Source organism: Streptomyces sp. NPDC085524 (assembly GCF_044541755.1).
GTDB lineage: Bacteria > Actinomycetota > Actinomycetes > Streptomycetales > Streptomycetaceae > Streptomyces.
In genome coordinates this window covers 205667-223213 of sequence record NZ_JBITTH010000007.1, presented here as the reverse complement: position 1 = coordinate 223213, position 17547 = coordinate 205667, and the positions used below count along the sequence as shown (strand labels likewise).

The following is a 17547-nucleotide window of genomic DNA, read 5'->3' as shown; positions in this document are numbered from 1 at the left end:
GGGCTACCTCTCTCAGCGGCCCTTGAGGGCCCTTTGCATGAACCCGGCGAACTCGTCGCCGGGGCTGGTGGGGGTACGTGCGCCGTTGCCTGAGGAGCCCTGCGTGCGGTCGGGAGCGGGACGGCGGGGGCCGCTGTCGTCGGGCAGAGCCCAGTGCGGTTTGCGCTTCAGCAGCTCGCTGAGGTCGGCCCGGATCTGGTCGGTGTCGATGACGCCGTCCCCGTCCACGTAGGTGGCAAGGTCGAGTGCACTGACCGCGTCCTCCGGATCCGCGAACTGCTTGGCTGCCAACGCCTCCACCTTCGAGGCCACCGCGGCGCGCACTGCCTTCTCGGCGCGTTCGCGCTGAGCAGTGAGCTGCTCGCCGAGGCGTTCGGCCTCCGTCTTCTGCGCGTCCTCGAGCTCCTTCGCCTTCGCGGCGAGGGGCTCCAGCTCGCGCAGCCGCTTGCGCAGGTTCTCCGCCTCGGAGTTCTTCTTCCGCAGCGCGGCCTCGGCCCGCTTGCGGTCGAAGGGCTCCTCCTCGGAGGTATCCGCCTCCGGGGCGGCTTCGGTCTCCTGCGACTGCTCTTCGACCTGCTCGGTCTGGGTCTCTTCAGGCATGGTGAACCGGCCCTCCAGGGGCTGAGAAAGGCCACCTCCAGGGCGGCCAGGGGTTACAGAGCGGGCAGGTGCCCGTTGTCGGCGAGAGCGCGCCGGAAACGCCGCAGCTGATCGCCCGAGTAGGGCGCGGCGAACTCCTTGTAGAGCCGCTCCCACTCGCGTGTATGGGTGGCCAGCTCGAAGCGCTGCCCCTTGAAGACGGGCAGGACGCCACAGTGGCAGCCGTCGTGCGACCGGAAACCCGCCGTGTCCCGCTTGTAGACCGCGCCACGGATGGCGAGGAGCTTGCAGAAGGAGCACGCGCCAAGGGCGGCCGAACGGGCCCAGGCGGTTGCCTGCGGGTCCTGGCGCACCGCCTCCCGGACGGTGCCGCGGCCCTGGTCGGTCACCAGTTTCTGAGCAACCGCCTCAGCCTTCTTCTCCGCCTGGTCGAGCCGAACTTCGAGCGGCTCCCTCTGGGCCTGGGTCGTAGCCGGATCCTCAGGATCACGCTCCCAGACGTCCTTGGTCGCCCAGCGCAGCCCGGAGTCGACCTGCACATCCGGCGGGGGGTCCAGAAGCGGCACGGTGAACCTGCCGGTCACGCGGGCCGCGACGCGCTCTGCGTCGTAGTAGTCCGCCGCCAGGCTCGCCGACGCCGCGCCGTACTGGCCCACCAGGATGCGGACTGCGGCCATCCAGTCGGGAATCGACTGATCCAGCCGGGACGGGATGATCAGCCGCCGCAGTCCGCGCATGTCCCGCACCAGCAGCCGGGTCACCCCGACCTGCGCGGCCCTCAGCCGGCGTACCCCATCGGCGTCATCCGAGACCGCTGTCGCCACCGGACACCTCCGAGGCGGTCGGCACCTCAGTCTGGTTCCCCAGCTGCGTCAGACGGTTGAGCAGCTCGCCCGCTGCGGCGCTGCCGGCGGCCCGGCGCCGCTCGACCGTCACCCGGCGGCGCTGGTCCTCCGACAGGCCTGCCATCTCGAGGACGACATCGGAGTCGGGCGGCAGGATGCCCGCCTGGACCATCTTCACCGCGGCGTCTGTCTGGGCCGCGATGGTGGGTGTGGCCGGGTTGCGCCAAACCGTCTCGATGCGGCGGGACTTCTCCGGCGGCTCGCCGTCACGGAACCAGAGAGCCAGCCGCATCATGTCTCGGTACGTTGCGGAGAAGCGCCGGATCCGCCGCTCGGCCTTCTTGACCAGCATGGCCTCGCTCGAGCGGATCGCGTCCGCGCTGGCCGGGTTGTCGCTGGTGTATCCGAGCATGTGCGGCGGCAGTCCCAGCTGGGTTGCCATGATCCGGGCGTACAGGTCGATGATTTTCGTCTGGCCAGACGGGTCGTGGGCTGTGAACGCGCCGACCGTCGGGACGTTGCCGTCCTCGTCCCGCTCCAAGGCCAGGACGCGGCCGATGTACGTCTCCCAGGCACTCTTCGCGTTGCCCTCGGCGTCCTGGAAGGCCGACTCCGACGCGCCCAGGATGTAGCGCTGCGGCGCCCCGAAGAACTCCGCCGCGACCTCGATGCCCATCAGGCGCCGGCAAGCCGCGTCGGTGATGGACATGACCTCGGGAGTGATCTCCGACCTGCCCACCCGATCCGCGGTCCGCTGCCGGTTCGCCATCCGCAGCACCGGCACCATGCCGAGGTTGTGGATGTCGCGGTCGAGCACCTCCCAGTCGCCGTTCCCCTGCACCGCGTAGACGGTCTGATCCGGAAGGTAGAGCGTGACCAGCCGGTCCTCCGGGGCGAGCCCGTACTCGGGCGATCCCTGGCACTCACGCAGCGCGTACAGCGAGAGCCTGACCCGCGCGTCCCAGTGCAAGGTCATGTCGAGCGGGGACTCGAAGCTGATGATCGGGGGCAGGTCCTCGTCGTCACCGGAGCCGACCGTCACGTACTCGCGGCCGTAGGTCAGGGCGTCGAGGTGGGCGAGGGATGCCTCGTCGAAGATGTCGTTCGCCTCGGCGATCTCCGTCAACTCCGCGGCATCCGAGCCGTCCGCCCAGCGGAACGCCTCGAGGTCCAAACGCTGCTCAAGGGCCTCCACGCCGATCCTCGGCCAGCCGATCACCGTGTGCAGGTTCTTCAGCTGCGGCGGGATCGAGATCCCCAGGTCCCGGATGACCTGCTCCCCATTGAAGTAGGCATCCAGCAGGTCGAGCCGGTACCTCTGGGCCCCCAGATCGGCTCGCAGAAGGTTCAGGATCCCTTTCTCGTCCTCCGACAGGGCCAGCAGGGGAAGTTCGGGCGTCGTCACCGCAGCACCACCACCCGTCCCTTACCGCGCACCGTCGAGCGCTTCGTCCAAGCAGCCGAGTTCATGACCATCCGGCGGAGCATCCGGGCGCCGATCGCGCACACCGCGAGGTCGACCTTGCGGGCCGACTCCCGGTGCTCCTTGCCGATCGTGTAGCCCCAGGCGTTCGTCCTGCGCCGCGCGTTCGCGATGTGCTGGCGCAGCACCTTGTGCCCATCGTGGGTCAGCTGACGCTCCAGGACGTCCCGGTAGAACCGATCCACGGCTTCCGTGAAGGCCTGCTGGCGGCGCCGGTCACGCATGTCCCACATGACCGCATGCTGGCCGTGGCCGGAGGCAACCGCCTTCAGCTTCAGCCGCTTCCCGTACCGCTGAGCCCAGGCGTCAATGAAGCCGTCCCAGTACCTCTCGCCGTCGGCCTCGTCGAACCCGGAGCCCGGGTCGGCGAAAAACGCGAGCGGCTTGTAGGTCGCAAAGGTCAGGTCCACAACGCCGTCGACCTCCTCGCGCGGCACTCGCCACGGAACCCCGTCCGGCCAGTTCGCCGGCCGCTGCCAGACACCCAGCGTGTGCAGGTGACCGTCGGACAGGCGGCAGGCGACGAGGCCGGTCGCATCGTCCGACTTGGAGCCGTCGAAGAACATGACGATCTCGTCGCCGGCCTGCAGCTCAATGCCCTCGTGGGGGCAGGCGTTCCACTCGTAGGGCGCCAGGTAGGCGTCTTCGGAGGCGGTGATCTGGTTGAACCAGAACCGCCGTGAACGGCTGGGCGGGTTGCGGACGTCGAGGATCGACGCCTTCAGCCGCTCGATGTCCAGCCAGGTGGAGTCCCCGCGGACCGCCCGCAGCGTGGGTTCGATCCACTCCTCGGACAGCTTCGCCTCGGCCGGCGCTTCGAGGCTGTCGTAGAACAGTCCGACGTCGGCAACACGGCCGGCTTCGGCGGACTCAAAGGCCTCGCGGGTGCGTTCGGCCACCGAGTCCTCGCCCGGTTCGAAGGCGTTGGTGTTCGCCAGCGTCCTCGACTCGCCGTCCGCCGACTTGGTCGCGTTGCGCTCGATGACGGCGGCCATGTCGTGCCCGCCGTTCGACTCGACCCAGTGGTGGGTCTCGCCCATGTTGGTATTGGTGGGCCGTCCGCCCTCGAGGGCGCGCGGCGAGCTGGTGACAGCCTCGACCCGGGCCCGCCCCTTGTCGGCGTAGATGATCTCCTTGCCGAGGTCGATCCGGTACTCCTCGATCGCCCGCTTCGTCAGGATCGACGGGAACAGGGTCATCGTGTTCCGGGTCTGGTCCTGAGACACCGCAGCGATCTGCACCCAGGCCGCCGGGTGCTGTCGGCCAAGTGGCTGCCCCGGTGGCACGCCCCACTCGTTGCCCTCGTCCGCAACCTGCCCAAACCTGCACGGACCAACGAACTCGAAGGCCGACCAGGTCGCGATCAGCGGATCCTTGCCCCAGCCCTTCAGTCGCTGGATCACGCCGTCCCGCCACAGGAACCGGTTCGTCGCCGGGTCCATCGCGTACCACCAAAGGGTCAAACGCGCTTGCTCGGCCGTGTACCGCCACGGGGCACCGACGTAGTGCTGCAGGTAGGTCGCCGTCCAGGCCAGCGCTTGCCAGCCGAGCGTGTACTCGGGGAGAACGAACTTGCCGTCCTCGCCGCGACGCCACGTCGGGCCGATCGTGAACGGAGTGACGACCTCGGGGACCTCGCCGTCAGCCACCGATCGAAGAGCGGTAGTCGGCAATGGCCGTCACGCTGGCCGGAACCGCGGCGACCGTCTTCCTGCGCTCCAGCTCGATCCTGGCCCGCCGCCGGTCTCCCTCGGTCGTCAGCAGCGACGACATCACCGAGTTGAGGGCGGCGACGTACTGGCCGTTCGGCGGGCGGTCGGACTGCAGCCCGCGGGACATGAGCTCTGCTGCGTATCGGGCCATTGCCCAATCCGACGGCTGGTAGAAAGCGGCCTGTCCCGACTCGCGCAGGGACAGGTACCAGCCCGTTGCGATCGGATGCCACATGGCGTCCGGCTCGGGCAGGTCGGGAAGGTCGGCCGGCGGACCGGACGGAGCCTTCACGATGGAGTCCTTCTCCTCCTTGGAGCGGTGCCCCATGCGCTCCTCGGAGCGCTTACCTATGGGTCCACGTGCACCCATGTCGACCTCCAGGGTCTCGGTGCGAGAGGCCCGCCTCCAGGGCGGGCCGGCAAGGCGAATGAGCTGGTCAAGCGGGCGCCCAGGGGGCCCTAGGAAACCCGGGCGGAAAGTCAGGTGCTATACGGCCCCGATCCCTGAAAGATCACCCAGGGGGGTATACCCCCGGGTAAGGATCATGAAATTATGTCCGAATTTGGGGTGATTTCGAAGATCGCTAAGGGGTGTCTTTATGTCCGATTTCAACCCCATTTGAAACAGGCCTTGTTGATCTCCATTGGATCTTCGAGTGATCGTCAAGCCTCGCTGACGATCTACCTCGACAGAGATCATCCACTCGATGGTCTACTCCACTAGCCTCGCCGGCTGCGCCTACCAGGGTTGGCCCTGCTGCCCGTCGCGACCCCCGTGTTGCGGATGTGGAGGAGCTGGCAGTAGCCCTTGGCCCTGGCTCCGAGGTACTGGTGGAGCTGCCTCGTGCACCTGGTCCAGTCACCTGGCGTACCCCATCTGATCTTGGCTGCGCCGGCTCCGCTGCTCCAGTAGCGACGCAGCGTCTCGGCTCCTCCACGCCGGCTGCGACTGCCTCGCCCTCCTGCCACGTGAATCACTCCTCAGCCTCGTCGTCGACGCGCGTGATGGTTGCGCCTGCGTGTGCCGGCAGTACGAGGCATGGCCCGTGAGGGTCGGTCAGTACAGCCCAGTCGCCCTGGATGGTGAGGGTGAGGTCGGGGTCCTCGACAAGAATGTCCTCGCCCTGCTGCCCCTTGGGGTGGGTGATCAGGTAGCGGGCCACCGTCTCACCTCCGGCCGGGGTGTGGTTCAGGCGGGCGCGTTCTTCCCGGCCGGGGGTTTTCACGCTGGGCCTGGTTGCCTTCGGCGCTGGACTTCTGGTCGTGGCATGGGGCACACACGCCTTGCAGGCCGGCCTCGCTGTGGTCGTCGGCCTTGGCCACGATGTGGTCGCAGAACGCGGACGGTCTGACATCGCAGATCTTGCAGATCGGATCCCGTGCCAGGATCTGGGCCCGGATCTTCGCCCAGCCTGACGGCAGCCGGGACTTTCGGTCTGAGCCCTTCCAGCCGCCGCTCACGTCTGCGGAAGCTCAGCTGGCTCATGCCGGATGGACAGAGTTCGCACGAACATGGTGAGCGTCACGGTCACCACAGCATCGGAGCTGATCTCGCTGATGTCGATCGCGCTGTCAGCCGGGATGTGCACCTCGGTGCCGTTGATACGGACCGTATTGGGGATGATCGCCAGCTCGGAACCGGGCGACCTCTCAACGATCTCGATGTCAGCGCCTTGGGCGCGAACTACCGGTTTGAGTCTGGGCCTGGCCATGGCGCTGGCCTCCTCTGTCAGTTGGCGAGTGCCCGCTTGATGCCCTCGTCGAGGGTGACGGTGGGCGTGTAGAAGTCGAGCATCCGGGATGGGTCGCACACGCGGTGGTGTACGCCCTGCGGGGCGGTGGCGATGTGGTCGAGCTCGGGCCGGTAGCCGGCCGCGGTGGTCACCAGCTGGGCGAGCTCGTCGAACGAGGTGGCCTTGCCAGTGCCGAGGTTGACGGGCCCCTGGACGTCCTGCTCGACGGCGGCAAGGGCGGCCCCGACGAGGTCGTCGATGTGGATCCAGTCGCGTGTCGAGCTGCCGTCACCCCAGATCTCGAACGGCGCCTGCCGCTCCTTGGCCCGGCGGATGAACGCGGGGAACGGGTAGGTCTCGTCCTGGTCTTCGCCGTAACCGGAGAACGGCCGCAGCACGGTCATGCGCGTGCCAGCCGCTTCGGCGTACTGGCAGAGCTGCTCGCCGGTGAGCTTGGCGAGGCCATAGGTGGCGTCGGGCCGTCCGGGCTGGGTGTAGTCGATGTCGGTCTCTACGAGCCGCCGTATCGGGCCGGGCTGTTGCAGGGCGACCGGGTAGGCAGCCGACGAGCTGAAGTACACGGCCCGTGGAGTCTTGCTGCGGGCGAGCCACCGCATGTACCAGGCGTCGAGCGCGAGGTTCGTGGCGACGCCGAGCGGTGAGCCGTCGATGCTGGCCCGTCCCCCGACGATGGCCGCGCAGTGGACGGCAAGGTCGAATCGGACGTCGCTGGTGCGGAAGTGGTCGAGGGCGTCGCGCCGGATCACGGCCGGCGTGGCAGTCAGGTCGATCGCGGAGACCATCCAGCCGCGGTCGTACATGGCCTGGTGCAGATGGCGGCCGACGAAGCCGGCGGCGCCCGTGAGGAGGACGCGCATCATCCGGCCTTCACCGCGCGGAAGACGGGCCAGGGCAGGTCGGTGTCGACGCGCTTGAGGCCGAGCCGCTGGCAGATGTCGTCCTGACGGGTCCTGCTCCAGGTTGTGACGCTGATCCAGCCGCCGCCCTCGTGGGGGTCGTCGCTGGTCGGCCAGTCGAGGACGAGAAGGCCGTTGACTCGGACCGCGGCCCGAAGCCCGGCGACGATTCGCTCGGCGGACTCGTAGGTGTGGTGGATCAGTACGGCGAGGGAGACGATCGCATCGGCCTTCTTGCCCAGCTGGCGGGCAAGGTCGGTCCCGTCGGTGAGGACGGTCTGCATGCCGGGGGCCGCTTCGGTGAGCCGGTCGAGCATGGACTGCGATCCGTCGGCTCCCGTGACCTCGTAGCCGAGGGCAGCCAGGGGTACGGCGACGCGGCCGTCACCGCAGCCGAAGTCGACTACGCGGCTACCGGCGGGGAGGACAGTGGCGAGGAGCTCGGCCTGGACCTGTCCGGACTCCCGGTAGGCGTCCTCACTGATACCGCGGGCGGGGTGGATCGCAGCAGGGTCGGCCACGTTCCAGGCCTCGATGACGGTGTCGATGCTCATGCCGCCTCCTCGATCAGTGCCCGGAGCTTGGCGAGGTCGGCTTCGAGGCCGCCGTTGTCCCGGTAGTCGTAGTAGGTGGTGGCGTCGGCGGTGGAGACCTCGCTGCTGTTGCACTCTATGTAGCCGGCGTCGATGTCGGCCTTGCCGTTGGCCGGGTGCATGTGCTCGAGGATCACGTCGCCGAGGTAGGTGATGCGGCCCATTCCGCGGCCCCAGTCCATCCAGACCAAGTCGAGGCACAGGTGGATGAGGGCGGGCGGCGCCATGTAGCCGAGGGTGGTGACGATGTTGCTGGTCATCGCTACGGCGGTGGCCATGATCTCGCCCTGCAGTAGGTCGTTGCCGTAGACGATGCCGGGGCCGCCGGACATGCAGATCCGGAAGCGCTCGTCCCAGCCGACGGTCCGGGGCCGGTGGTCGTCGCCCATGAAAGCGAGGAACCGGTAGCGGGGGGCCTCTTCGACGGCGGCGGCGTTGAGGGTGCCGCACATCCGGAGGCGAGGCCCGATCCGCCAGCGGATGTGCGGGTCGTTGATGTTCTCCATGTGCTCGCGGTAGCCGGGCAGCATTGGGTCGTCCTCGTCGACGGCGAACAGCAGGTCGGCGGTTGCTCCGGTCTGTCGCCAGCAGTCGAGGATCGCGGGGACGCTGTCGGGCCGGCCGCGCGTGGGCACGATCATCAGCAGGTCGTCCATGGTGCTCCTTAGCTGACGCCGTACCACTGGCTGCCCCAGCCTGTGGTGATGATCGTGGTGAGCTGGCCGGACATCGTCAGCGACGAAGGCAAGCTCGTCTGGCTGGTCAGCATGTTCGCGTAGCGCAGGTTCGGGGCCGTCAGGTTTGCATTGACGCTGATCCCCGCCCCGCTCGCCTTGAAGGTCAACGCATTGGTGGTCCAACTGCCATTGAGCAGCATGGCGATGTAGTAGAAGCCGGGGGCAGCCACGAAGGGGGTGGCGAGCGGCAGGGCCTTTGCTGTGGCTCCCGTCATCAGCGAGGACGAGATGTCCGCGGTGACGCCCATCCGGGTGCCAGCCGCGTTGTAGACCCCTAGGTAGCAGTTGCTGAGCGAGGCGCCCGCGTCGATGCCGCTGAGGCCGAGCCAGATGTTCGACCACGTGATCTGCTCGCGGATCGGGATTCGCGTCAACGTGATGCGCCCCGCGACGCCGCCGGAGGACTGGGCGGTAACGTGCCCCGCCTCGTTGGGGTCGTAGGTCCAGGCGATGAGGCCCTGATCGGACGGCCGGTCGTCCCAGCTTCCGGCGGCAGATCCGCCCGCGGGGCCGAGGTTCTCCAGAACCATCCGCCACGGGTAGACGCTGTTCGCGTAGACCTTGCCTGAGGCCGTGCCGGAGTGAACGAGCGCCACCGTGGCGTTGCCGCTGCCGTCGATGTGGCCGGAGCCCACAGTGAACAGGCCGGCCGACGCTGCCCGGGAGAACGACGTTGACGGGTAGAACTCCGGCGCGCCCTCCGCGAGGGGACTGGACGTGCCTGAAGCCCCGTACTCGGAGATGGCTCCGGCCCCAGTGAGTAGTGCGAGGTCGAGGAAGTGGGCACCGACGTACATCATGTTGAGGTGGACGCGGATCCGGTCCCCTGCCGCCGCCGGAATGGCGCACTGAAGCGGCGTCCCTACCGACGTCGTGGCAATGATCCAAGGCGTGGTGGACGTGAGGTCGGCGATGGCGCCGTCGGTAATCCGGGCCTGAGCTACACGGATTACCGTGCCGGACGCTCCGATCGGCCCCTGGGGTCCCGTAGCGCCAGCCGTTCCGGGGGCACCGTCGGCACCGGCGGGTCCTTGAGGGCCTGCCGGGCCAGTGGCTCCTGCGGGGCCGGGATCGCCCTGGGGCCCTGTTGCTCCGGTCGGGCCTACGGCTCCGTCTGCTCCATCGTTTCCATCCGCACCGGCTGGCCCCTGGGGGCCAGCGGGGCCGGTCGCTCCGGTCGGTCCAGCCGGGCCGTCAGGTCCCGCCGGGCCCGTGGCGCCTGTCGGGCCAGCGGGGCCCTGCGGTCCTGCGGGTCCCGTTGCCCCGGTGGCTCCGGCAGGACCCGTGGGACCCTGCGGTCCGGCAGGGCCCTGGGGTCCAACCGTGCCGCCGCCAGTGCCGCCGCCAGGGGCGGAGACGGGCGACAGCGTCGACAGGTCAACCGTCGCGCCGAGGGTGGACGGCAGGTCGATGTAGTAGGTCCGTCGCTGGCCGCCACTGGGCTGCTCATCCACCCGCCAACGCCAGCCGGTCGGCTGCACGTCGGTGTCGTCGGTGCACAGCAGCACGATGCTGAAGGCGCCGCCCGTGATGGTCGCCGAACCGGCGCCGCTGTAGATTGCGTGTTGGGTCGAGTCGACGAGGACCGTAGACGGGGTGAAGACAACCCGGCCCGCGCGGGCAGCGCCGCCGGCCGGGACGGGAAACGTTCCGGTGACGGTGATGGTGGAGGCGCCGGCAGGAAAACTCATGAGGCACCTCCTCGTCGGTCAGGCGGCTCGGACTCCAGCGGGGAGCGGTGGCGGGTCGCCGAGGGTGACCTCGCCGGTCCATTCGTCAACGGTCTTGCGGGGCAGTTCGAAGACGTTGTACCGGACCTTGCCGCGACCGGTGCCGTACCGCTGGATGCGCCCTTCGGCGGCCCAACGCCTGATGGTGGAGGCGGGCCGGCCCGTGTAGTAGGCGGCGAGGTCTTCAGGAACGAGACCCTGTTCCGACAGGCTCACTGCTACCTCCGGGAAGCACGAAGGGCCACCCGTGGGGTGGCCCTTGGCGACAGCGAGATCAAGTCAAGCACACGGTACGCTCGCCCAGGTCAGGCGTCAACCCTGGTTGTCAGGGTAGAAGTCGTGGCCGTCTTTCAGTACCGAGTAGGCCCAGTTCGGAGGTCCTAGGCGTTCGCGTAGTTCAGCAATGTGGGCTTGGAGTGCAGGGCCTGGGTGGAAGTAGTCACCCCCGGCGCGAAGCGGCTTGAACTTGCGGTGCATAGCCGTCTCCAGCTCTTGGCCGCCGGGCTCAAGGGCCAGCACCTCGTTGGGACGAACGGATTGGAATCGGCCGGGTAGATTCGCGCTGGTACCGATCTTGATCAGATATCCGCACCGCACGTAGTAGACCCAGCGCTTCTGGCCAGTTGCGTCGACGCTGCGGAGGTCGGGCTGTCTTGGGGGTGGCGGTGCGTCCGTTGGTGCGTGGCGGCGGCGCACCAGGACCTTGGCGATATCGACCGCCTTCTGGTCGATCTCTATCCCTTCGAGCTCCATGCGGTGAAGGGTGATGAGGATGTCGGCCCGGTGCGGGTCGTCGGGGTCGACCTTGTCGGAGTGGGGTATGCGGTCTCCGCTGTTGCGCTTAGCCCATGGCTCGCGCTGTACGAGGAATCGGGGCACGTTCATATTCTCCCAGGTGGTACCGACAATTCGGTTGGGCTGCAGAGGCGTTGCCCTATCCGCCAGACTTTGACCATGGGCGTCTCTTACATGGTCCGCGGGTCGTCGGAGGCTGAGTGTCAGCGTGAGCTGGACCGGCTGTGCGCCGCGTTGGGTGCGGTGGCGACGACAACACCGATGCGGGCGTCGGGTGACGGCTGGATGGCGCGCGCGGTCAAGGCGAAGGCCCCCGCGGGCGGCGAGGGCCTGGTCGAGCGGTAGGTCAGGCGGCGGTCGGCAGCACGACATGGCCGAGCGAGCCGCGGTCCGGTCCGACGACTCCCGCCTCATGCAGCTGGGCCAGCAGACCGCGCGCGGTCTCGAACGTGATCCGGATGCCGTGGTCCTGACCGATGCGGCGCATGAGCATGGACGGCGATCCGTGGCGGGTCTGCCGGACGAGGGTTGCGGCGAGGGCGAGCAGGTCTACGCGGTCGGTCATGGCGGTCTCCTTGGGTTAGTTGGCGCGTCGCAGTTCGTGTGCGTGGCAGAGGACGGGCGCTATGAGCACGCTGATTCGGTCCACTGTCCACCTGCCACCCGTGCGCGGGCCGGGCGTCACCTCGTCGACTATGCGACCGGTCTTGCCGGCCGCGCGGGAATCGTCCTCGCAGCTCACGATCAGTACCTTCTCGCCTGCTTGAAACATTGGGGTCTCCTTAGGGTCAGCCGCCGAGGATCCGGATCACCGGCGCCTGTCCGGACTGGGCGTCGTTCCAGCCCCCGGGCGAGAGTGCGTCGGGGCACTCCCTGAGGATCCGCTTGAAGACTTCGTCGCATGCCTCGTCGGAGAGCGAGTTCTCCCCGCCGGCAGCTGCTCGGATGGCGCCGATCAGGCAGTACCCGGTGTCCGGGCTGCCGAGGTACCGGGTGATCCAGCCGTGGGCGCGGATCAGCCGGACCGCTTCGGCGAGTACCTCGTCGACCGTGGTCGGCGCCGCAGGTACGGTTGACTGCGGAGCGACGAGGATCTCGGGAATCTCGATGGGGGCGGTGCGGACGTCCAGCTCGAGGCCTGCGCCGGCGAGGCGGTCGTCCATGGTCCGGTTCCGCCAGGCGAGGCGCTCGTCGAGGGTGAGGGGTTGTGCCGCCGCCCGAGTGGGGGCGGCGGCCGGGGCGAGGGCGGTCACTTGGCGGCCTTTCCGTCGCCGCCGCAGAGGTCGCACTGGACGATGCCGCGCTCGCCGCCGAAAACCCACCACAGCTTGCCCTTGCCGCCGCACTTCCAGCACTTCCCAAGGAGGCGGGCGCGGGTGGGGCCGAGGTTGCTGTTCTGCTTGATCCACTGCTCGTCGGTCAGGGGCTTGGCCATCAGAACCACCCCTTGCGGGCGCCGGACTTCTTGTCCGCCTTGGTCCGCTTGGCCGCCTCGATGGCGAGGCGTCGCATCTCCTCGGCTCCGTCGTTCTGCGACCCGAAGGTCCCCTTGAACTCCTGGCCGCGGCCGATCCCGTACAGGCCCTCGTCGCGGCAGTCCGGGCCAGGGTCGGAGGCGTGCGGGACCCCGGGGGGCGGCGCGTCGTAGATGGTGTTGTTGTCGGCCAGCGCGAACAGACTCGCGACGTTGGTCGTGGGTGACTTGTCGAAGACCCAGCCTCCGAGGACGGGGTGCTTGCCAGTGACGGTGTGCTCGGTCCAGTACTGGGGGTGGTTCCACAGCGCGCTGCGGCCCGCGTACTCCGGGGTGCGGACGATGTACACGGTCTGCCCCTTTCGCAGCCAGCGGTTGAGGTCCCGCTCGTCGTTGCGTCGGCGAGTGGTCCAGCTCTTGCCCATGGTGCTCTCCTTAGTGGTTTGTGGCGGTTTGATGGGCGGACACGGTCACAGTTTGCGGGGGTTTGTACCCCGGATGGGCGGCGGACACCTGGCGGGCAGGCCGGACGATGTCCGGGCTCTGCCCACCCTCTGTCCGGGGTGCATATCGGGATGAACTAGGTCCTGTCCGGGGTCTGTCCGGGGGTTACAGGGCCTTCAGGGCGGCCTCGAGGCAGGCTCGGTCGTAGCCGCGGACGCGCTTGCCGTCGATCTCGACCTTCTCCGGCCGGACCACGCCGGCCGCTCGCAGCTCGTCGGCGAGGTAGCCGGGCTCCATCGCCGCGGCGGAGGCGAGCTCGTCCAGTTGGGCGGCGTCCCGGCCGCGGTCGGTCATGACGCGGAGGCATCCATTGATGAGGAGTCGGGCTTCCGCGGCCTGCTGGGCGCGCTCTTCGCGGGCAGCAGCGTCGCCGGTGAGGGTGTCGGCGTCGATGCGGAGCTGTCGGCCTCGCTCGCAGATCTTGACGAAGTCGGGCAGGTCGATGACGTCGCCGCGGAGGGTGCGGTAGCCGTCCTCGGAGCCCTCATCGAGGACGAAGATCCCCTTGGAGCTTTCGAGTAGGGCGTGCGGGGTCGCGCCGGCCTTGACGGCTTCCTCGCCGAGGACCATCTCGGAGCTGTTGCGGGTCTTGGTACGGAACGAGGCGCGCTTGATGCACACGTCGCGCAGCTCGGTCGGGACGCTGCCGGCGTCGGGCCGCTGGGTGATGTACACGCCCATGCCGAGGACGTAGCGGGTCAGCCGGTTGAAGCGGGCGAAGATGTCGACGAGCGGGCCCTTGGCGGACACGAGCCGCGGGTTCTCGGAGTCGTCGTCAGGCATGGCCATCTTGGTGACCGCGGCGCCGTCGAGGAGTTCCTGCAGCTCTTCGACGATGAGGAGGACTGGGCCCATGCCGTTCTCGGCGAGCTCGGGGGTGATCTTCCCCTCGGGAACCTTGTGCGGCTCCTGCTCGAAGAGTCGCTCGATCTCTGTGCCGCGCTGCTGCATGTCCTCGATCGTCGAGGTCATGAGGGTGAAAATTTCGCGGATGGTGCTGGGGTCGGAGCCTGCGATGTAGCGGTGGGCGATGGACTTGAGAGGGGCCCAGTCGGGGCCCTTCTTGCCGGTGATGACGATGATCCGGACGGTCGGGTCGAGGGCAGCCGCAGCAGCAATAAGCCGGGCGAGGTAGGACTTGCCATAGTCCTGCAGGCCGCCGATGAGCATGGACGACCAGATCAGCCGCAGGACCTGCCGGGCCTGGCGGGCGTCCATGCCGAGCGGGATTCCGTCGCGCCAGAAGTGCCAGCGCGGCGCGTTGATGAGCTCGCTGTACACCTTGGGGCCGGCGTAGGGGGTGGGGCTGTCGGCGACCCACAGGCGGGCCATGCCTTCGTGGGAGGCTTCCGATGTGTCGGGCTTGAACTCGAGCTGCAGGCCCTTCTTGCGCAGGGCGCTGGCCAGCTCACCGGTCTTCGACGTGGCCTCGACGGCTTTCGTACCCTCGGGCAGTTCGATGGTGGCCGCCCAACCGGGACCGTCGGGACGGATCCCGCCGAGGATCTGGGTCTCGACGCGCTGCGCTTCGGAAATGATCCCAGCCTTGACGAGGGCCTTGATGAGGTCCTCACCACCGTGGATGCCGGTGGAAGGCGCTGCCGCCAGCTCGACAGCAGCCGGGCCGCCTGACGTCGTGGAGAGCGCCTGCTCGTCGTTGCCGACACCGCGCCAAACGCCGTACCCGTAAGCGCCAAGGGCGGTGACGATGGCGCCGATCAGGCCGCCGGTCAGGGTGCCTGCGGTGGCAGCGGTTACGGCGGTCGTCGCCCACATGCCGGTCTTGGTGCCGTAGATGAGCTGGTGCCGCCTGTAGTCGGCGCGTCGCTCGTCGACCTTCTCGCGAAGGGCGTCCTGCTTGTCGACGTCGGTCTCGCTGGCGAGTGCAGCTTCGGCGCTGGCGATCAGGTGCGGGTGGTAGTCGTGGAGGCCATCGACCCAGTGGTTGGCGATGCGCCGGTAGCCGCGCAGGGCGAGCGGTACGTACCCGCGGTTGTCCATGACGTGGCTCGCGGCGGCTTCCAGCGGCGACGGCCGAACGGTCTTCTCGAGGGCCGTGCTCTGCTCGACGACGATGCCCTCGAGCGGGGCCGGCGGCTCCGTCGGGATGGGCGGCACGGGGTACAGGTGCGGGTGCGCGGCGGCGGTGCTCACTGCTCCTCCTTCGGGGCGTTGACGGCGTCACGGATGCGCTTGGCGTAGCCGCGGGAGCGGCCAAGGTGGGTGGCGACGGCGGGCGTGGAGAACCCTTCCGGGTCGGCGTCGCGGAGCTCGCGGGCGGCCTTCAGATCTGCGTCGGAGAGGGGCTCTACGACGTCCTTGTAGCGGGGGGCCGTATCCCCCTCCTGCCCAATACTCACAAGGCCTGTAGCACCCTTGGAGGGGCCGCCGTGGGGCTTCCTCGGGCCCCCCTTTGCCGGGGTTCCGCCGCCGTCTCCGCCGCCTCCGAAGATGCCCGCCAAGAGCTCCTCCATAGCGAGATGTCCGGCGGCGTCCATGTGCTCGGCGAGGGTCTGGTTCACGTATTCCCGGGCCGCAAGCTTCGCGGCCAGAGACTCGATGGTCTGACCGACTGGGAGCCCCTTCACTGTCACCCAGGCTTCGGCCCACAGGTCGGTTGCCTTGACGTTGACGGAGTTCAGGTCAAGCACTCGGTAGTGGTCCCAGACGTCCGGGTGGTCGACGGCGCGGCGGGCTTCGTCCCATGCGCGGTCGCGGCTAATGGAGCCGAGCGGGTTGGCGGCGAGGATCAGCTCGTACTGCTTCCAGGCTTCGGGGTAGAGGGTCTTGCGCTGCTCGTCCTGTGCATCGAGGAGGGCGTCGGCCGCGGCCTTGTCTGCGGCGACCTTCGCCTCATGGGCTGCCCGCTTGTCGGCCTCAACTTTCTGCCGGCCCTCGGCCTCGACCCTCTTGGCCTCGACGTCCGCCTCGGCCTTCACCTTGGCGGCTTCCAGTTCCGCCTCGGCCTGCTTCGCCTGGGAGTCGGCCAGCTTCCGCTCGGCGCGGGTCGCCTTGGCCTGCTTGTCCCGGGCCCCGAACTCGTGGATCACCTTCATCGCGGGGCCGATGAGGGAGCAGACCCCGCCGACCACGCCGAAGATGGGGCCGATCTGGTCGTGAGCGAACCCGTCATAGGCGTTCACCCCGGCGGCGAAGGAAGCGCACGCGAAGACCCCGATCAGGTAGTGCCACACCCTACGGCGGGCGACGATGGCCGCCTCGGCCTGCCGGATGAACACCCAGGCGAGGCCTTCCAGGACGAACGGGACTGCCACCTCCCACCAGCGTTCGGGGGTCCAGAACGCGCGGATCTGGAGAGGCAGAGCGACCAGGAGTGCGGCGACTACGCCGATGTTGACGGCCTTCGCGGCCTTCGCCTCACGGCGGGCGACCTCGGCCAGCCGCTCGCGCTCTGCGCGCTCAGTCTCAGCCTTCGCAGTCTTCTCGGCCTGGTCGGCTTCGTCCTTGTCGGCGCGCTCCTTCGCCTCGCCCTCGGCCGCCTTGCGGGCTGCTCGGGCGATTTCCTCGGCCCTGGCCTGCGCGGCGGCGATCTTCGGTGCGTCGAGGAGTTCCCGGCGCCGGCGCTCGGCCTCCGCCTCAGCGGCGACCGTAGCCGTCTTAACCCGGATCGCCTCGGCCTCCGCGTCGCGTTCCTGCCAGGAACGGTGGTCGCTGCTCACGGTCGTGGTCCCTTCGTGTGGTGTGGGGGTTAGGCGGCGGTGCCGTAGCGGCTGCGCTTGAGGCGGCTGGGCCAGATGCTGTGTCCGTCGGCGCTGGCCTCCATGGCCACGGCAACGGCGAGGGACAGGCCGACGACGATCCGGGTGAGGGTCGTCCAGTCGAAGCCGAGGACCGACAGGATCCCGATGAAGGCGAGGAAGCTGCGGGCCTTGCTGACCGCGGCGGTGATCGCGCTCATCACGGGGCCTCGACGTCGATGTAGCGGAAGATCCGCATGGCGGTCTCCTGCCGGTAGTCGCCGGACTCCTCGCAGACCCGGTCGGCTGCTTCGATGTCCCCGCGGTTTACGGCGGCGGCTGCGGCACGGACCTGCGCGTCGGTTGGGCGGATCCCGTTCGGCTTGCGGCGGCGGAAGATGGGCATGGCGAAGCTCCTCGTGTGGTGGGGTGGTGGTGCTGACAGATCTCCAGTCCGCCCGTGCGAGACGGGCGGAGCGGGCTACGGTCAGCTGTGGTTGCAGCCGCCCTGCGTGCAGCTGGTGTCGCACCGGGCGCGGAGCCCGCCGAGGACGCCGGTGGCGATGGCGTCCCCGACGCGACCGCCCTTCTCCCCGCCGACCTTCTTGCCTGCGCGGTGCAGGGCTCCGGCGGCGGTGTCGAGCTTGGCGGCGGTCTTCTTGCCGAACATGTGTGGTCCTCTCTGGGCCGGGGCTGTCCCGGCTCCCCTCACCGCCCGCACCTGTC

The 17547-nt window shown here is 68.8% G+C and carries 23 protein-coding genes; 1 reads left to right on the top strand and 22 read right to left on the bottom strand.

Annotated elements, in window-relative coordinates:
* Window positions 1-12: 12 nt before the first annotated feature.
* The 13 genes from ACIGFK_RS13305 to ACIGFK_RS13245 all read right to left on the bottom strand — a co-directional run bounded on the left by ACIGFK_RS13305 (window position 13) and on the right by ACIGFK_RS13245 (window position 11229).
* Window positions 13-600 (bottom strand): hypothetical protein, encoded by a 588-nt coding sequence (locus ACIGFK_RS13305; RefSeq protein ID WP_400051624.1) that lies wholly within the window; start codon window positions 598-600, stop codon window positions 13-15.
* 53 nt (window positions 601-653) lie between these two features.
* Window positions 654-1424 carry a hypothetical protein gene (locus tag ACIGFK_RS13300; protein WP_400051623.1) on the bottom strand — a complete coding sequence of 257 codons (771 nt, stop codon included), beginning with the start codon at window positions 1422-1424 and terminating at the stop codon, window positions 654-656.
* Window positions 1402-2850 (bottom strand): phage portal protein, encoded by a 1449-nt coding sequence (locus ACIGFK_RS13295; RefSeq protein ID WP_400051621.1) that lies wholly within the window; start codon window positions 2848-2850, stop codon window positions 1402-1404. Before ACIGFK_RS13295 ends, ACIGFK_RS13300 begins: the two co-directional genes overlap by 23 nt.
* Window positions 2847-4577 carry a terminase gene (locus tag ACIGFK_RS13290; RefSeq protein ID WP_400051619.1) on the bottom strand — a complete coding sequence of 577 codons (1731 nt, stop codon included), beginning with the start codon at window positions 4575-4577 and terminating at the stop codon, window positions 2847-2849. The genes ACIGFK_RS13295 and ACIGFK_RS13290 overlap by 4 nt, the downstream gene beginning before the upstream one ends.
* Window positions 4570-5010, bottom strand: a complete 441-nt coding sequence (locus tag ACIGFK_RS13285) for a hypothetical protein (RefSeq protein ID WP_400051618.1) — start codon at window positions 5008-5010, stop codon at window positions 4570-4572. Before ACIGFK_RS13285 ends, ACIGFK_RS13290 begins: the two co-directional genes overlap by 8 nt.
* 604 nt (window positions 5011-5614) lie before the next feature.
* The gene (locus ACIGFK_RS13280; protein ID WP_400051616.1) at window positions 5615-5866 is read right to left on the bottom strand and encodes a hypothetical protein; all 252 of its coding nucleotides are present in this window, start codon (window positions 5864-5866) and stop codon (window positions 5615-5617) included.
* A 231-nt stretch (window positions 5867-6097) separates the two neighbouring features.
* Window positions 6098-6352, bottom strand: a complete 255-nt coding sequence (locus tag ACIGFK_RS13275) for a hypothetical protein (protein ID WP_400051614.1) — start codon at window positions 6350-6352, stop codon at window positions 6098-6100.
* A gap of 17 nt (window positions 6353-6369) precedes the next feature.
* Window positions 6370-7254, bottom strand: a complete 885-nt coding sequence (locus ACIGFK_RS13270; protein WP_400051612.1) for an NAD-dependent epimerase/dehydratase family protein — start codon at window positions 7252-7254, stop codon at window positions 6370-6372.
* Window positions 7251-7844, bottom strand: coding sequence for a class I SAM-dependent methyltransferase (locus tag ACIGFK_RS13265; protein WP_400051610.1), 594 nt, complete (start codon window positions 7842-7844; stop codon window positions 7251-7253). Before ACIGFK_RS13265 ends, ACIGFK_RS13270 begins: the two co-directional genes overlap by 4 nt.
* Window positions 7841-8539: a hypothetical protein gene (locus ACIGFK_RS13260; RefSeq protein ID WP_400051608.1), complete on the bottom strand. Its 699-nt coding sequence runs from the start codon at window positions 8537-8539 to the stop codon at window positions 7841-7843. The genes ACIGFK_RS13265 and ACIGFK_RS13260 overlap by 4 nt, the downstream gene beginning before the upstream one ends.
* A gap of 8 nt (window positions 8540-8547) precedes the next feature.
* The gene (locus ACIGFK_RS13255; protein WP_400051607.1) at window positions 8548-9420 is read right to left on the bottom strand and encodes a hypothetical protein; all 873 of its coding nucleotides are present in this window, start codon (window positions 9418-9420) and stop codon (window positions 8548-8550) included.
* A 909-nt stretch (window positions 9421-10329) separates the two neighbouring features.
* Complete coding sequence (locus tag ACIGFK_RS13250; RefSeq protein WP_400051605.1) at window positions 10330-10566, bottom strand: DNA-binding protein; 237 nt, start codon at window positions 10564-10566, stop codon at window positions 10330-10332.
* A 96-nt stretch (window positions 10567-10662) separates the two neighbouring features.
* A complete protein-coding gene (locus ACIGFK_RS13245; RefSeq protein WP_400051604.1) occupies window positions 10663-11229 on the bottom strand; it encodes a hypothetical protein in 567 nt (188 codons plus the stop codon).
* 75 nt (window positions 11230-11304) lie between these two features.
* Here ACIGFK_RS13245 and ACIGFK_RS13240 point away from each other — a divergent pair, with 75 nt between their 5' ends.
* The gene (locus ACIGFK_RS13240) at window positions 11305-11490 is read left to right on the top strand and encodes a hypothetical protein (protein ID WP_400051602.1); all 186 of its coding nucleotides are present in this window, start codon (window positions 11305-11307) and stop codon (window positions 11488-11490) included.
* 1 nt (window position 11491) lies between these two features.
* Here the strand turns inward: ACIGFK_RS13240 and ACIGFK_RS13235 are convergent, their stop codons facing one another.
* The 9 genes from ACIGFK_RS13235 to ACIGFK_RS13195 form a co-directional block, all read right to left on the bottom strand.
* Window positions 11492-11710, bottom strand: coding sequence for a hypothetical protein (locus ACIGFK_RS13235; protein WP_400051600.1), 219 nt, complete (start codon window positions 11708-11710; stop codon window positions 11492-11494).
* 223 nt (window positions 11711-11933) lie between these two features.
* Window positions 11934-12398, bottom strand: coding sequence for a hypothetical protein (locus ACIGFK_RS13230; protein ID WP_400051598.1), 465 nt, complete (start codon window positions 12396-12398; stop codon window positions 11934-11936).
* On the bottom strand, window positions 12395-12580 hold the full coding sequence (locus ACIGFK_RS13225; protein WP_400051596.1) for a hypothetical protein: 186 nt from the start codon (window positions 12578-12580) through the stop codon (window positions 12395-12397). The genes ACIGFK_RS13230 and ACIGFK_RS13225 overlap by 4 nt, the downstream gene beginning before the upstream one ends.
* On the bottom strand, window positions 12580-13044 hold the full coding sequence (locus tag ACIGFK_RS13220; RefSeq protein WP_400051595.1) for a hypothetical protein: 465 nt from the start codon (window positions 13042-13044) through the stop codon (window positions 12580-12582). The genes ACIGFK_RS13225 and ACIGFK_RS13220 overlap by 1 nt, the downstream gene beginning before the upstream one ends.
* 184 nt (window positions 13045-13228) lie before the next feature.
* Window positions 13229-15277: a hypothetical protein gene (locus tag ACIGFK_RS13215; protein ID WP_400051593.1), complete on the bottom strand. Its 2049-nt coding sequence runs from the start codon at window positions 15275-15277 to the stop codon at window positions 13229-13231.
* Complete coding sequence (locus ACIGFK_RS13210) at window positions 15274-16803, bottom strand: hypothetical protein (RefSeq protein WP_400051591.1); 1530 nt, start codon at window positions 16801-16803, stop codon at window positions 15274-15276. The genes ACIGFK_RS13215 and ACIGFK_RS13210 overlap by 4 nt, the downstream gene beginning before the upstream one ends.
* Window positions 16804-16832: 29 nt before the next feature.
* On the bottom strand, window positions 16833-17042 hold the full coding sequence (locus ACIGFK_RS13205; protein WP_400051589.1) for a hypothetical protein: 210 nt from the start codon (window positions 17040-17042) through the stop codon (window positions 16833-16835).
* Window positions 17042-17227, bottom strand: coding sequence for a hypothetical protein (locus ACIGFK_RS13200; RefSeq protein WP_400051588.1), 186 nt, complete (start codon window positions 17225-17227; stop codon window positions 17042-17044). Before ACIGFK_RS13200 ends, ACIGFK_RS13205 begins: the two co-directional genes overlap by 1 nt.
* An 81-nt stretch (window positions 17228-17308) precedes the next feature.
* Window positions 17309-17491, bottom strand: coding sequence for a hypothetical protein (locus ACIGFK_RS13195; RefSeq protein WP_400051586.1), 183 nt, complete (start codon window positions 17489-17491; stop codon window positions 17309-17311).
* Between the last annotated feature and the right edge of the window lie 56 nt (window positions 17492-17547).